Here is a 14,656-nt window from a genome sequence, read left to right as displayed (position 1 = left end):
CATACCCGGCTCTTTGCCGAAAACCGCAACGATCACCGGTGCATCAACGAACATCAGTCTTCCCACGCCTCGTCCATGAACGCCTTCATGTTGAAATTGGGATCGGACGGCCCCAGCGCAGCTGCCTGGGCCTGGAAAACGGCAATCCTCTCGCGTAGTGGTTTGCGGGCGCGGTTGCGCTCAAGCTCGTGCAGGAGCGCGATCCGCACCGCTTCCGTTTTGCTCGAGGCATTGGTCTCGCGCTGCAGTTGCGTCGCGAGCGCGTCCACCTTGTCATCACGGATATAAAGCGGCATTTTGAATATCTCCTGTGGAACATTCAAATATTCCATTTTGAGTATTCTGACACTCCAAACCCTCATGTCCCCTTCGCCGCCCGCGTCAAAAGCCGCTGGTAGAACAGACCGATACCGATCAGCACGGCGCCGAGGCCGATGAAGGACAGCGCCCGTAGCACGCCTTCAAGCTCCGACATGTCGAAGATGAAGACTTTCAGTACGGCGATCGCGATCAGCGCGGCGGAGGCAATGCGCAGCACCTGAGATTTCAGCCAGACGCCGGCGGTGAGCAACGCCACGCCGATGACCAGCCAGAGCGCCGAGTAAGTGTAGGTTTCCAACTGGCCAAGCCCGCTCCACAGGCCGATGAATTCGCCCTTGAACAGGCGCCTCACCGACAGCGTGGCATAGGCGAAGGCAAGCACGGCGGCCACCACGGCCAGCATCTGCGCATACCATTTCGGCCGCTTGTCCCTGACATAGAGCGCTAGCCCGCCAACGGCGACCGCCGGCAGGAGATAGGCGAGGAACAACAGGTTGAACACCGGGATCCGGCCGGTCGATTCGTCTGACAAAAGCGGGTTCAGCACCACGAAATGCCGGACAACGATGAAGGCAACCGAGGCCACGCCGGCGGCCATCGAACCATAGCGCAGCACCGAGCTTGGCGAGCGCATGTCGATGGCGACCAGGATGGCGCCAGCGCCGATGGCGATGAGCGTGTAGATCGCCTGTTCAGCGAGCGTCATGGCACCCGTGTCGATGACGCCGCCATGCATGGCATGGCGCACCAGCATGGCGAGCGTGAGCAGCGCAAACAGCGCCGCAGCCGCTTCCATGGCGAGGCGCGGCCGGCCATTGCCAGCTATTGGTAGCGCGGGGGTGGTGCGGGCGAGCTGCCAGGCGGCAAAGCCGAAGGCCAGCGCCGGCACCCCGTAGCCCGGCAACAGCCAGTTGAACACCGGTGTCGTGGAGAGGAACTCCGCACCGACGATGGTCGGGTCGAAGGCAACGCGACCAAGCACCGCGATCACCGCGCCAACCGAAATCCAGCCGAGCACCGGATAGGAGCGCCAGCGCGTGACCAGCGCCGGCACGATGGCCGCCGCACCGAGCAGGATGGTGGTCCAGCCGGAATCGAAAGCCATATGCAGCATCAAGAGCCCGGCAATCGCCGCGCCACCCAGGGCAAACGACACCGCGATACCGCCCTTGAGCGGCGGCTCTTCGGCCCGCGCGATCCACTCGCCGCCGGCGGCGAAAACGACGACCAGCAGTGCCGCGACGGCGGCATAGACAAGGTCACGGTCAAGATTGCCGAAGGTGAACCAGAGTGCCAGCAGGATGACCAGCGGGACGATGACACCCCACGCTGCCCATGAGGCCGCGCGGATTTGCGTCCCGGCGGCGAACCTGCGGGCGGCCCAGAAGCCGGCGCCGATGAAGACCAAGCCAAGTGCGATGCCGATGCGCAATGTCAGCGCATTGGACGTGGCCACGGGCAGTCCATCGACGCCCAGGGCACCGCCCGAAAAATCGGAAGCGATCGAGGTTGGCGGGATGATGCCGAGATAGATCAGCACCGCGACCAGTCCGGCCGCATAGAGAAGCGCCAGCGCCAGCGGACGATAGAGCGCGACGGCCACCATTGCGGCGATCACCACCGCGCCCGGCAAGGCATAGCCGGCGGCGGCAAAGACCGGGTCGACCGACAGGCCCAGCGCCGAAAATGCGACGAACAGGCCAGGCACGATGGACGGCCAGTCGAAAGCCCTGGCTGGCCCGTTTTCATCGCCACGGCGAGCGAGCCAGACAAGGGCGAGTACGGCCAGCGTGACGGCATCGATGAACAGGATGGCGGAGAGGTTCGCCCCCGGTGCATCGGTCATGTAAAGGATGGTCCAGACACCGGTGCCGAAAAAGGCCGCCGCCATCAGCGACTTCCAGTCGCGCATGCGAGCGATGACGCCGGTGGCGGCGAGCACGATCGCGAGATAGCCGAACAGCGCCCAGGGATTGGGCGCCTGCGAGGCGATCAGCACCGGCGTCACCATGGCGCCGACGAGGCCGATGCCAGCCAGCGCCTGACCATGGACAAGGGCTGCCGCGATCGTCGCCACGCCGATGGCGCCGAGCAGCGTAAAGGCGAGTGCCGGGCCAATGAAGCCGTAAATGCCATGCGCGGCAAAGACGGTGCCGAACAGGATGAAGGCACCGGCGGCAGTCAGGATCGCTGGAATATAGGCACCGGCAACGCCTTGTACCGGCACTTTGAAGCCGGTGCGGCGGATGAACTCGCCGCCGGCGACCAGCACAAGGCCGAGCACCGCGGCCATGGTCAGCCGCACGCCGGGACCGAAAATTCCGGCCTCGATGGTGTAGCGGATCAGGAACAGGCCGCCCAGCGCCAGTGCGATGCCGCCGACCCAGACCGCCCAGCGGGTGCCGAGCGCGGTTTCGACATCGGACTGGCGGGCGGCTTTCGCCGCGGCAGTCGCCTCCGCAGGTTCCGCTGCCTTCGGTGCCGCCTCGCTTGGCGCCCATGGCCCGGACACAACCTCACCGATTGGGGCTTCCGCTTCCATAGCTGGCGCCGGTGCGGCGACCGGCTCGCTTATCGCTGGCGAGGGAATGTCGGCCGCTGCCGCAACGGCTGGAATCAGATCGGCGGGTGCACCGTCTGGCGCGGCCTGCTCGGACGGCTTGGCCGCAGGCGGCACGGCGCCGGAAAGGATCAGGCTGCGCAGCGCGCCAAGCTCGCGCTCGACAAGGCCGATGCGGCTCTGCTGGCGCGAAATGATGACGAACAAGGCGATGATGGCGACTAGGCCGATCAGGCTCTCAAACATGGCGGTTCCCCCAAACCAGGCCGGTTTTCACTGACGTTCAGTCTCACTGACATTCAAATGCGGCGGTCAAACGACCAGAAAACTTACGGTCAGAAAACTCAACGCGCCGCCAGATTGGCGGCCGGAAAGATCGAGCATGTTTCGGTGCCGAAAGCCAGCAGCTTGCCGCCGGCATCCTTCAACGTCGCCTCCGACACGGCCAATGTGCGGCCTTTGTGGACGACCTTGCCCTCGCAGACCACCTCGCCGGTTTTCGACGTGATGGGCCGCGTCAAATTCACCTTGAATTCCGCCGTCGTATAGGCTTCACCCCTAACGAGCAGCGTCTGCACGGCGCAGGCCAGTGCCGAATCGAGCAGCGTCGCCGCCCAGCCGCCATGCACGCTACCCAGCGGGTTGAGGTGGCGCTCGTTGGGCACGCCACGGAACACCGCACGGCCTTCCGACACTTCGGTCAGTGCGAAGCTGAGCTGGAAGGAGATCGGCGGCGCCGGATACTTGCCGTCGACGATGCGCTGCAGCAGTTCCAGGCCGGTGTATTTCAGGATGTCGGCGTGCGGAATGGTGCCGAGGCCGAGCGGCGAGACCCGGCCGGGATAAAGTTCGACCTCGCTCATGTGATGATTTCTCTGGCCGCGTCCTCGCCGGCAATGGCCTTGCCGCGCGCGTGGTGCTTGCGCAAGGCGGCGAGGAAGCCGGCGCGGGCGTCCGGCGGCTCGATGCCGCGCGGCTCATAGACATGGCGGGTGAAGAAGAAACCGGTCAGCCGGAAGGCGTCGTCGACCGCCGCCGGATCGGCGCGCAGGCCGGAGCCGCGCTGCAGAAAGGCCGGCAGAGCCAGCATCTTGTCGCGCCATGGCGCACCCGCTTCGCGGGATACCGCGCGACCCGACTTCGGCGAGACATAGGCCAGGTCCTGCCGCGTGCCGGTTGCGGCGCATTGACTGAGATCGAGGCCGAAGCCGAGTTCCTCCAGCACCAGAAGCTCGAAGCGCGCCACCAGTTCGCCGGCGGCGTCGGCATCGTCGAGATGGACGATCATCACGGCAAGCGTTTCGTAAAGACCTTCATGGGCGTCGCGCTCGGGCAACAGGCGCAGATGCGCGGCCATGGTCTGCAACCCATAGACGGCGACGGCGCTGTCCATCAGCCGGGCCGCGTTCATCTCGATCGCCTCGGCCTGGAACGTGCCGAGATGTTCGTCAAGGCGCGCCCGCCACAACAGGTCGACACGATTGCCCGGCTGGAGCACAGGCTGCTGCTTGCGCGAACGGCCGCCACGAACAAGGCCGAGATGACGGCCATGCGCGCGCGTCATCACCTCGAGAATGGCGCTGGTTTCGCCATGCTTGCGGGTGCCGAGAATGATTCCCTCGTCGCGCCATTCCATACAAGGAGCTTTCACCGGTTGGATGGCGAAATCAAGGTATGGGTTTGGTGACCGGCAGGCCGACACCTCACAAGCATACAAAAAGCCGCCCGCAGCGATGTGCTGCGGGCGGTCTGGTAAGGTCAGTCGATCCGTTAGAACGAGCGCTGGAAGCGGAGAATGCCGCCGATGTTGCTCTTCTTGCTGGCCTTGGTCCAGTTGTTGAAGTCGGCGTCGCCGAACTTTCCAGCATTGAGGTAATCGACTTCAGCCGTGACCGTAAAGCCGGGCACAACAGTATAGGCAACGTTAGCGGCGATGCCGAGGTTCTTCCAGTCGTCATAGGAAACCTGGGCGTTGAACGCAGTCTTATCGTTGAACTTGTAGGTGCCACCGCCCCAGACTGCCCAGTTGCCGCCCCACTGCTTGTAGAAGCCGCGACCGCTGGCATCGATGGCGTTGCCCGCATTGTCGTTGAGGTTGTCGTCCGTGCCGTAGCCGCCCATGATGAACAACGTCAGTTCCTTGCTGACATTGACGTCCAAACGGACCTTGCCGGCCACTTCCTCGTAATTGCTGTCATAGGCGACGACGCCGGTGACCGCACCCCAGTCGCCCTTGTACTTCAAGCCGCCGACGACATGCGGAACATAGCTGTCGATGGTGCCGACCTTGCCGGCGCCTTCTTCGAGAGAGACCAACCCCGTGAGGCCGTTGCCTGCGTCGAAGTAGTACTGAACGACGTTGCTCTCCTGCCCGCCATACGGAACCAGCGTATCCTGGATGACGTTGCCGGCATAGCCGATGAACGTATCGAATCCCGTATCGTCCTTGCCGACCCGCAGGCCGCCGAGCTGAATCCAAGCGAAACGCAGCGAGAGAGACTTGTTACGGCCTTGCCAGTCGTCCGCATTGGAGGCGGCTTGATTAAGATAGTCGCCGCTGCTGTTGCCGTAGTTGAAGCGGGTCTCGGTGTAGGTCTTGAGGGTACCGAGCTCGGTCTCCTGACCGGTCCAGGTCTTCAGCGTGAAGCGGGTGTTCTTGTAGTAGGTCGAGTGCGTGTCGCCGGCGCTCTGGTGGTCCGGAACGTGGTTGACGCCGTCGAGCGAGCCGGCATCGCCGACGCCGATGTCATAACGGACATAGCCGCCGATGCGCAGGCAGGTCTCGGTGCCCGGGATGTAGAAGTAGCCGGCGCCGTAGACGTCGCAGATCTTGACGTATTCGGCCGGTTCCGGTTCGGCGACGACGACAGCGTCGGCGGCGCGTGCGCCGCTGACCGCGATCAGTGCCGCGGCTGAGCCGAGAAGGAGGCTCTTGATGTTCATTTTCTGACCTCTCCAGTCAAAGTTTTAAATGGCTTCGGATTTGTGGCTGGCGGCAATGTTTTCCCGCCTCACCCCCACAACGAAAAAGGCTCGCACCGCGTCCCTTTTTCGAGGGCGAACATACCCATCGATCTTCCGCCTTCAATGACGATTTCCGAAATAACGCCGATTCCGTGAACAGATTAATGCTGTGTTGCACAAATAACACTTATCTGGATAGCGAGTGGCACAATCGGCACAACGTCATATATTCAATATATATCGAGATTATTTCCTGGCTAATTATGTTTCGGCGCGTCATTCTTCTATTATACCGCCAAGAATACGAAATATGTGCCCCATTTTCCGTGAAAACTGCCTGATTGTTTTCCGTCCGCCGATCATCAGATGACTCCAATCCGGCAAATCGTGCTCTGGCGTTATGACGAAACGCCGGGCGACACCGGCCAGGCCGCTTGGCTTCTTGCCGAAGCGATCGAAACGCACCGAGGCGCGCTGTCGCGTTCCGATTGTGACAACCGCCAACCGTTGAAGACGAATCCTCAGCAGCGCGCCGCTGGTGGCGAAGAACCGGCTTGGGTCGCTCAAGCCCGCTGCGCGTGATCGGCAAGCACTTCATCGATCACATGTCGGGATTTTTCAGCCTCGACAGGGTTGACGTCGATCTGTCCGGCGACAGTGATCAGCGCCTTCCACAGCGTCCAGCCACGACCGCGCGCCCACATCGCCTCATTGGCCGGAAGGCCGGCACGAAACGCCTCCCGGCTTTTGCCTTCAAACAATGTCCACGCAATCGCCAGATCGCAGGCGGGATCGCCGACGCCCGAGGTTCCGAAGTCGATCACCGCGCTCAACCGGCCTTGCCTGACCAGCAAATTTCCCCAACTGACGTCACCGTGGAACCAGACCGGCGCACCGTGCCATGGCGCGGCAAGTGCTGCCTCCCACACCGCGCTGGCTGCGTCCGTATCGATCTTGCCGTCGAGGGCAGCAATCGCTTGCCGGGCTTCACCGTCATAGACGCTGAGTGATCCGCCGCGAAAGAAGTTGTGTTGTCCCGGCGCAGGTCCGCCGGTGGCATCGATCCGTTGCAACGCGATCAGGAACATGGCTAGGTCGGCCGCGAATTGCGACAGGCCGGCAATACGCTCCCGCTTTGCCGTTTCGCCTTCGATCCAGCGGTAGACGGACCAATGCAAGGGATAATTTTCGGCGGGCACCCCCATCGCCAATGGCGTGGGGATCGGCAGCGGCAACAAGGGTGCCAGCCTCGGCAGCCAGCGATGTTCCTTTTCCACTTGCAGGGAATAGGCCGCGGCGCTCGGCAGCCGCACGGTCATCTCGTCGCCCAGATGAAAGGTCCTGTTGTCCCAGCCGCCTGATGCAACCGGCCTGATCGCAAGATCCTTCCAGTGGGGAAATTGCGTGGCGATCAATCGGCCGACAAGTGCCGTGTCGATGTTCGGCTTGCTGTCCATGGACCCGGATCTGTTTGAGCATGATCTTCCGAAAACCGGTCCGCAGCTTTCACTGCGCGGACCTCGGTTCGTGATCATGCCCTAGCGCGGAAACTCGAGCCCCATCTCGCGGTAGCGCTCGGGGTCGTCGCCCCAGTTCTCACGCACCTTGACGAACAGGAACAGGTGCACCTTCTGTTCGAGGATGCCTGCTATCTCCATGCGCGCCGCTTGGCCGATGGCGCGGATGGTCTCGCCCTTGTGGCCGAGCACGATCTTCTTCTGGCTGTCGCGTTCGACATAGATGGTCTGGTCGATGCGCACCGAGCCATCCGGCTTCTCTTCCCATTTCTCGGTCTCGATATGCGAGGAATAGGGCAGTTCCTGATGCAGCCTGAGATAAAGTTTTTCGCGGGTGATCTCAGCGGCGAGCTGGCGCATCGGCAGGTCGGATATCTGGTCTTCCGGATAGTACCAGGGGCCGACCGGCAGAGCCTCGGCCAGATAATCGAGCACGTCCTTGCAGCCGGAACCGGTCAGCGCCGAAACCATGAAGGTGCGCTTGAACGGCACCCTTTCATTCGCTGCCGCCGACAAAGCCAGCAGCGCTTCGTGCTTGACCCGGTCGACCTTGTTGAGGATCAGCACCATCGGCTGGCGCACATCCTTCAGCCGTTCGAGGATGGCGTCGGCATCGCCCCTGATGCCGCGCTCGGCGTCGATCAAAAGCAGCACGATATCGGCGTCCTTGGCGCCGCCCCAGGCGGTGGTCACCATCGCCGTGTCGAGCCGCCGCTTGGGCTTGAAGATGCCGGGCGTGTCGACGAAAACGATCTGCGCATTGTCATGCGTGGCGATGCCGCGCACGATGGCGCGCGTCGTCTGCACCTTGTGCGTGACGATCGACACCTTGGCGCCGACCAGCTGGTTGACCAGCGTCGACTTGCCGGCATTGGGCGCGCCGATCAGCGCGACGAAGCCGGAATGCGTGGGGCCGGCTTCCTTTGCCGGCTCTTCGGTGGCGGTCATGCCGCGCTCCCTTCATCAGAGCGCCGCGCGTCCTCCTGGACGCGCAAAGGACGCTCTAGAATGTTGAATCTACGCATCGTGCTTTCCAAGAATCGGTTCCGATTCTTGGGCCGATGCGGTGGCCCAGACGCCTTCGCGCAAAAGAAATGCCGAAGCCGCCGCTTCTTCCGCGGCCCTGCGGGAACCGCCAGTGCCGCTTATCGGCGCAAAGCCGCGGACCTGCAAGGACACCGTGAAGACAGGCTGGTGGTCCGGACCTTCGCGCTTCTCGATCACATATTCGGGGCGCGCATCGCTGGTCTTGGCAATCCATTCCTGCAAATCGGATTTCGGATTGAGCGGTTTTGCCACGACACTGCGCGAGCGCGGCTCCCAGTAACGCAGGACAAACCGCCGCGCGGCGTCGATGCCACCGTCAACATAAACCGCCGCGATCAGAGCTTCGACCGCATCCGCCAGATAGTTTCCTCCGGAGCCACGCGACCGCATCTTCAAGGCAGCGTCGGCCCGGACCAGATCCTCCAGCTGCATTTCAATGCCGATCTCGGAGCATGTCCGCGCATCGACCAATGCATTGAAGCGTGGCGCGATTTCACCCTCCGGCGCGTCGGGAAATTTCTCGAAAAGCATATCAGCGACGACAAGCCCAAGCACGCGATCGCCAAGGAATTCGAGACGCTGATTGTTGCTTGCCGCCTTGACCGCACTGGAATGCGTCAAGGCGGTCTCAAGCAAGCGAAGATCTCTGAAGACATGGCCGGTCTTGGCCTTGACCAAACCGGCCAGTGTTTCGCCAGTCGGGCGCTTCAAAGCCATCAATTGACGAAGTGGAACAGGCGCGAAGCGCGCATCAGCGACGGCCATTTCCAGATTTCGAGCGGGCTCGCCTTGCCGGCGATCGAGAAGAAAACGAGATTGGCGCGGCCAACCAGATTTTCCTCGGGAACGTAGCCGACGGTGAAACGGCTGTCGGCGGAATTGTCCCTGTTGTCGCCCATCATGAAATAGTGGCCGGGCGGCACGTCGAATTCGCGCGTGTTGTCGCCGATCGAGTTCGAATTCAGGTCGAGCGTGTCGTAGCTGACGCCGTTGGGCAAGGTCTCGCGATAGACATCGATAGGCCGCGATTCCTCGGTGATGTCGGGATTGTCGATCTGGCCGGTTTTCACGCGCGGCACGCCGACGCCATTGATGAACAGCTGACCGTCCTTGACCTGGATCTTGTCGCCCGGCAGGCCGACAACGCGCTTGATGTAGTCGACAGACGGATCAGGCGGGAACTTGAACACCGCCACGTCGCCGCGCTTGGGCTCGGAGCCCCAGATGCGGCCCGAAAAGATGTCCGGGCCGAAAGGCAGCGAGTAGCGCGAATAGCCGTAGGACCATTTGGTCACGAACAGATAGTCGCCTTCCAGAAGCGTCGGCCGCATTGATCCCGACGGGATCGAAAAAGGCTGGAACAGCAGCGTACGGATGACCAGGGCGAGCAAAAGCGCCTGGACGATGACGCTGACGGTCTCGCCAAGCCCGCCGGATTTCTTCTCGGATTTTTCAGCCACGCTCATGTCGTCCTCGATTGTGCGTTGGATGGTATAGAGTCTCGGCGCGCGCTGGGCAACGTCATGCTGGTCGTCAGATGCAATCAATGTGGCGCTTCTTCGACGGGCAACGCCTCGATGATCACAAAGGCTTGAGCGAGCGGGAAATCATCCGTGATGGTGAGGTGGATTACCCCCCGATGGCCCTTTGGCAGGATTTTGTCCAGACGAGCCTGCGCCCCTCCAGTCAGCGCCATGGTCGGCGCGCCGCTGGGCAGGTTGACGACACCCATGTCGCGCCAGAACACGCCCTGCGCCAGACCGGTGCCCAGCGCCTTGGCGCAGGCCTCCTTGGCGGCGAAACGCTTGGCATAGGACGCCGCACGCGCCCGGCGCCCTTCGGAGCGGGCCTGCTCGAGGTCGGTGTAGATTCTCTGGATGAAACGCTGGCCGTGACGCTCCAGCGACTTTTCGATGCGTCTGATATCGATCAGGTCGCTGCCGATGCCGATGATCATCGAGCGGTGGAACCGATGCTTGCGCTGGGATGGGACGCTTGCGCATGCCGGTTTGCGCGCTCGGCCAGGCGCTTGCGCCGCTGCTCGCGGAAAGCGTTCATGCCCCAGCGCGTGATGCCATAGAACAAGAGCCCGAACACCAGCCCGAGCGGCACCGCGCCGATCAGCATCGGCTCAAGCACGGGCTTCCACAATTGCGCGAAGGAAAGCTTGTGCAGCATCTCGCCCAGATGCGCCGGCGGGCCGTGTGCCGGCAACCGGTCATGCAAGATGAGCTTGCCTGTTTCCCAGGAAGCGCCCCACAGCAACGGGAAGGTCAGCGGATTGCCGAAAAAAACCGCGCCCAGGGCCGCCGCCACCAGATTGCCGGCAATCACCCAGCACAGGACGGCGGCAATGATGAAATGGAAACCGACGGGAAAGAAAGAGGCGAAGACGCCGGCCGCAACGCCGGCCGCCACCGCATGCGGTGTGGCCTTCAGCCGCAGGATGCGCTTGGAAAAATACTGAAGCGAGCGCGAAAACGAGCGGCGCGGCCAAAGGTAGGTACGCACACGCTCGAAAAGGCCATCAGGCTTGCGGCGTCGAAAAAGCACTCTGTTCCCGTTCCACAGCTCCCGCGCCGGCAGCTTCAGCCGGGCGTGACAGCCACATCTTGCGCTTGACGATCACCCTATGGCAATCGCAACCTTATATAACGACGCGCTGGCAGAAGAACAACCAAACACCGAATGTGCGGCGCGCGCTTGTTGCCGCCCTTCGGGGTGGCAGGTCTTGCTTCGAACATTGGACAATCGCGGCGAATTTAAGGAACAGGCAGTCGCATCGCCGAAAGTGCTGCGTTGCCGGCGGCTACGGCAGGTATTCGCTGACCTCGACCAGATTGCCGTCCGGGTCGCGGAAATAGACCGACATCATCGGACCTCGGGCCCCGACACGCTCGACCGGTCCGAGTTCCACCGCCACACCATTGGCCGTGAGACGGGCACAGACTTGATCCAGCGGCCGGTCGGTGATCAGGCAGAAGTCGCCTGAGCCTGATGTCGGCGCCTTCGCCTTCGGTTCGAAGGTGCGGCCGACCTCATGCACATTGATCTTCTGGGTGCCGAAAGCCAGCGCCGTCGGACGGCCCGGCGTATCCATGCGCTCAAAGCCCAGCACGCGCTGATAAAAGGCACAGGTCACTTCCAGCGAAGCGACCGTCAGCACGAAATGATCGATGCCGGCGATCATTTCCAATTTGTCTTCATGCATGTCGTTGCCCCAAAACCGCTGCACACTTTTGGGCGACATGCCCCGTCAGATGTTGCGGCTGCCGGGCTTGATCGCCGGGATGGCGGCCAGCTCCGGCGGCAGCCGATCGGCCGGATAGGCCGGAACCTCGTATTCGGCGAGCGCGATCAGCGGCACGCCGACATCAGTCTTGCCCGCCGAACGGTCGATGATGCAGGCCGCGGCAACCACTTCGGCGCCAAGCTCGCGCAGGCACTCGATGGTCTCGCGGATCGACAGACCGGTGGTGACGATGTCCTCGACGATGACGACACGCGCCCCCCTGGCGATCTCGAAGCGGCGCAGGCGGAACTCGCCCCCTTCCCGCTCGACCCAGATCGCCGGCACGCCGAGATGGCGCGAGGTCTCGTAAGCCGGGATCAGCCCGCCGATCGCCGGGCCGACGACATAGTCGATTTTGCCAGGCACTGCCGCGCTGATCTTCTCGGCCAGCGCCTTGCACAGCCGCTCGGTCTTGTCGGCATGCATGAACACGCGTGCTTTCTGCAGGAAGACCGGACTGCGCAGGCCCGAGGTCAAAATGAAATGCCCTTCCAGAACAGCACCCGCCTCGCGGAAAATGCCAAGCACTTCATCGGTGTTCATGTCTGCCTCTTTTTGATTGATCATGATCTTGTCCGAAAACCGGTTCCCACTTTTCGGGATCATGGTCTAGCCGTTCACGCGCCTTGCATCGCTGACGCTCGAATTGTCCTTGAGCTGCGACAGCAGCCGGTTGAGGTGCTTCAGATCCCAGACTTCGAGATCGATCAGCATTTCGGTGAAGTCGGGCGCGGTACGCACCATTGACAGCGTATGGATGTTGGCGTCGTTCGACGCGACCACCTGGGCGATATCGGCGAGCGAACCCGGTGCGTTGATGGCGGTGACCGAGACGCGCGCCGGAAAGCGCTCCTTGGTGCGCTCATCAATGTCCCAGCGCACGTCGATCCAGCGCTCGGGCTGGTCGTCGAAAGCCTGCAGCGCCGGCGACTGGATCGGATAGATGGTGATGCCGGTGCCCGGCTGGACGATGCCGACGATGCGGTCGCCGGGCACCGCTCCTTCCGGCGCGAAACGCACCGGCAGGTCGCCGCGCACGCCGCGGATCGGCACGGCGCCGTCGCGCGGCTGGTCCTTGTCCTTGCGCGCGGCACGGCCCGGAATCTGGAACAGCATGCCGGCGGCATTGCGGATCTTCGACCAGCCCTCCTCGCGCGGCTTGGGTGCGGCCGTGGTGACGCGCTCGTCCTTGTAGTCGGGGAATACCGCTTTCATGACGTCGGCGGAGGCAAGCTCGCCACGCCCGACCGAGGCCAGCACGTCCTCGATGTCCTTGCGCGCCAGCCGATGCAGCACCTGCTTGAGGCTCTCCTTGGTGAAGGTCTTGCCGGCGCGCTCGAAGGCGCGTTCCAGGATGCGGATGCCAAGACCCGAATACTGCTTGCGGATGGCGTTCTTGGTGGCGCGGCGGATGGCCGAGCGTGCCTTGCCGGTGACGACGACCGATTCCCACGCCGCCGGCGGCACCTGCGCCTTGGAGCGGATGATCTCGACCTCGTCGCCGTTCTTCAGTTCCGTCATCAGCGGCATGATGCGGCCGTTGACCTTGGCACCGACGCAGGTGTCGCCGACATCGGTGTGCACCGCATAGGCAAAGTCGATCGGTGTCGCGCCGCGCGGCAGCGCAATCAGCATGCCTTTCGGGGTGAAGCAGAACACCTGGTCCTGGAACAGCTCCAGCTTGGTGTTCTCGAGGAAATCCTCGGGATTGTCGCCCTCGGCAAGCTGCTCGATGGTGCGCCGCAGCCAGGCATAGGCGTTGGTCTCCTTCGAGATGGCGTGGGCGGCACCGTTCGTCTTGCCGCCGGTGTCCTTGTAGATCGAATGCGCGGCAACGCCGTATTCGGCGATCTTGTTCATCTGGTGGGTGCGGATCTGCAGCTCGACGCGCTGGCGCGACGGCCCGACGATGGTGGTGTGGATCGACCGGTAGTCGTTCTGCTTCGGCGTCGAGATGTAATCCTTGAAACGGCCAGGCACCATCGACCATGTGGTGTGGATGGCGCCAAGCGCCCGGTAGCAATCCTCGACCGTGTCGACGACGACGCGGAAGCCGAAAATGTCGGACAGCTGCTCGAACGATAGCGCCTTGGCCTCCATCTTGCGGAACACCGACCACGGCTTCTTCTGGCGGCTCTTCACACCTGCCTTGATCGCATGCTTTTCGAACAGCGTGGACAGCGCCTTCTCGATATCGGACAGCACATCCTTGTTGCGCTCGAAGATTTCGGCGAGCCGGGCGGTGACGGCGCGATAGGCTTCCGGATTGATGTAGCGGAAGGCGAGCTCCTCCAGCTCCTCGCGCATGCCTTGCATGCCCATGCGCCCGGCCAGCGGCGCATAGATGTCCATCGTCTCCTCGGCGATGCGCAGGCGCTTGGCCTCCGGCATATGGTCGAGGGTGCGCATGTTGTGCAGACGGTCGGCGAGCTTGACCAGAAGGACGCGGACGTCTTCCGAAATCGCCAGCAGAAGCTTGCGCAGGTTTTCCGCCTGCTCGGCCTTCTTCGACACCAGGTCGAGCTTCTTCAGCTTGGTCAGTCCCTCGACCAGCTTGCCCATTTCGGGTCCGAACAGCTCATCGATCTCGGCCCGCGTCGCGGTGGTATCCTCGATGGTGTCGTGCAGCAGGGCGACCGCGATGGTCGCCTCGTCCATGTGCATTTCGGTGAGGATGGCGGCGACTTCGAGCGGGTGCGAGAAATAGGGGTCGCCGGAAGCGCGTTTCTGGTGGCCATGCTTCTGCATGGCATAGACATAGGCCTTGTTGAGCAGCGCCTCGTTGACGTCAGGCTTGTAGCGCTGGACGCGCTCGACAAGCTCATACTGACGCATCATGGGCGGAATCTCGCGGTGCTGAAATGATTGATGCGCCGCACTAGCGTACGGCGCACCTCATAGATAGCCACGAAACTGGCTGGACGTAAGTGCCGGAAACGTATTCCAGGCAGGTCC

Annotated in this window: 15 protein-coding genes; all 15 read right to left on the bottom strand. The window is 62.8% G+C overall.

Going from position 1 to position 14,656, the window contains the following annotated elements; all coding sequences use genetic code 11:
* Positions 1–53 precede the first annotated feature (53 nt).
* Positions 54–296 carry a type II toxin-antitoxin system VapB family antitoxin gene (locus FCU66_RS20420; RefSeq protein ID WP_136621223.1) on the bottom strand — a complete coding sequence of 81 codons (243 nt, stop codon included), beginning with the start codon at positions 294–296 and terminating at the stop codon, positions 54–56.
* A gap of 62 nt (positions 297–358) precedes the next feature.
* The gene (locus FCU66_RS20415; protein WP_136621224.1) at positions 359–3,127 is read right to left on the bottom strand and encodes a DUF2339 domain-containing protein; all 2,769 of its coding nucleotides are present in this window, start codon (positions 3,125–3,127) and stop codon (positions 359–361) included.
* A 98-nt stretch (positions 3,128–3,225) separates the two neighbouring features.
* Positions 3,226–3,744, bottom strand: a complete 519-nt coding sequence (locus FCU66_RS20410) for a PaaI family thioesterase (protein WP_136621225.1) — start codon at positions 3,742–3,744, stop codon at positions 3,226–3,228.
* The gene (recO, locus tag FCU66_RS20405; protein ID WP_136621226.1) at positions 3,741–4,517 is read right to left on the bottom strand and encodes a DNA repair protein RecO; all 777 of its coding nucleotides are present in this window, start codon (positions 4,515–4,517) and stop codon (positions 3,741–3,743) included. The genes FCU66_RS20410 and recO overlap by 4 nt, the downstream gene beginning before the upstream one ends.
* A 134-nt stretch (positions 4,518–4,651) precedes the next feature.
* Positions 4,652–5,824 carry a porin gene (locus tag FCU66_RS20400; RefSeq protein ID WP_136621227.1) on the bottom strand — a complete coding sequence of 391 codons (1,173 nt, stop codon included), beginning with the start codon at positions 5,822–5,824 and terminating at the stop codon, positions 4,652–4,654.
* A 297-nt stretch (positions 5,825–6,121) separates the two neighbouring features.
* Entirely contained in the window at positions 6,122–6,412 is a 291-nt protein-coding gene (locus FCU66_RS20395) for a hypothetical protein (RefSeq protein ID WP_136621228.1), read from the bottom strand.
* Entirely contained in the window at positions 6,409–7,302 is an 894-nt protein-coding gene (locus FCU66_RS20390) for an aminoglycoside phosphotransferase family protein (RefSeq protein WP_136621229.1), read from the bottom strand. The genes FCU66_RS20395 and FCU66_RS20390 overlap by 4 nt, the downstream gene beginning before the upstream one ends.
* A gap of 81 nt (positions 7,303–7,383) precedes the next feature.
* Positions 7,384–8,310, bottom strand: coding sequence for a GTPase Era (gene era / locus FCU66_RS20385; RefSeq protein WP_136621230.1), 927 nt, complete (start codon positions 8,308–8,310; stop codon positions 7,384–7,386).
* Between the two features lie 69 nt (positions 8,311–8,379).
* Positions 8,380–9,126 (bottom strand): ribonuclease III, encoded by a 747-nt coding sequence (gene rnc / locus FCU66_RS20380; protein ID WP_136621245.1) that lies wholly within the window; start codon positions 9,124–9,126, stop codon positions 8,380–8,382.
* Positions 9,126–9,875 carry a signal peptidase I gene (gene lepB / locus FCU66_RS20375; RefSeq protein ID WP_109663347.1) on the bottom strand — a complete coding sequence of 250 codons (750 nt, stop codon included), beginning with the start codon at positions 9,873–9,875 and terminating at the stop codon, positions 9,126–9,128. Before lepB ends, rnc begins: the two co-directional genes overlap by 1 nt.
* A 77-nt stretch (positions 9,876–9,952) precedes the next feature.
* Positions 9,953–10,366, bottom strand: coding sequence for a holo-ACP synthase (acpS, locus tag FCU66_RS20370; RefSeq protein WP_136621231.1), 414 nt, complete (start codon positions 10,364–10,366; stop codon positions 9,953–9,955).
* Positions 10,363–10,962, bottom strand: coding sequence for a DUF2062 domain-containing protein (locus FCU66_RS20365; protein WP_136621232.1), 600 nt, complete (start codon positions 10,960–10,962; stop codon positions 10,363–10,365). Before FCU66_RS20365 ends, acpS begins: the two co-directional genes overlap by 4 nt.
* 256 nt (positions 10,963–11,218) lie before the next feature.
* Positions 11,219–11,620, bottom strand: a complete 402-nt coding sequence (locus tag FCU66_RS20360) for a VOC family protein (RefSeq protein WP_136621233.1) — start codon at positions 11,618–11,620, stop codon at positions 11,219–11,221.
* 45 nt (positions 11,621–11,665) lie between these two features.
* A complete protein-coding gene (gene pyrE / locus FCU66_RS20355) occupies positions 11,666–12,244 on the bottom strand; it encodes an orotate phosphoribosyltransferase (protein ID WP_136621246.1) in 579 nt (192 codons plus the stop codon).
* Positions 12,245–12,310: 66 nt separating this feature from the next.
* Positions 12,311–14,539, bottom strand: coding sequence for a RelA/SpoT family protein (locus FCU66_RS20350; RefSeq protein WP_136621234.1), 2,229 nt, complete (start codon positions 14,537–14,539; stop codon positions 12,311–12,313).
* Positions 14,540–14,656: the final 117 nt, after the last annotated feature.

This window comes from Mesorhizobium norvegicum, from assembly GCF_004919685.1.
In the GTDB taxonomy this organism is placed as follows: Bacteria; Pseudomonadota; Alphaproteobacteria; order Rhizobiales; family Rhizobiaceae; genus Mesorhizobium; species Mesorhizobium norvegicum.
The sequence above is the reverse complement of the archived record's forward strand: the minus strand, read 5'-3'. Positions and strand labels throughout refer to the sequence as shown.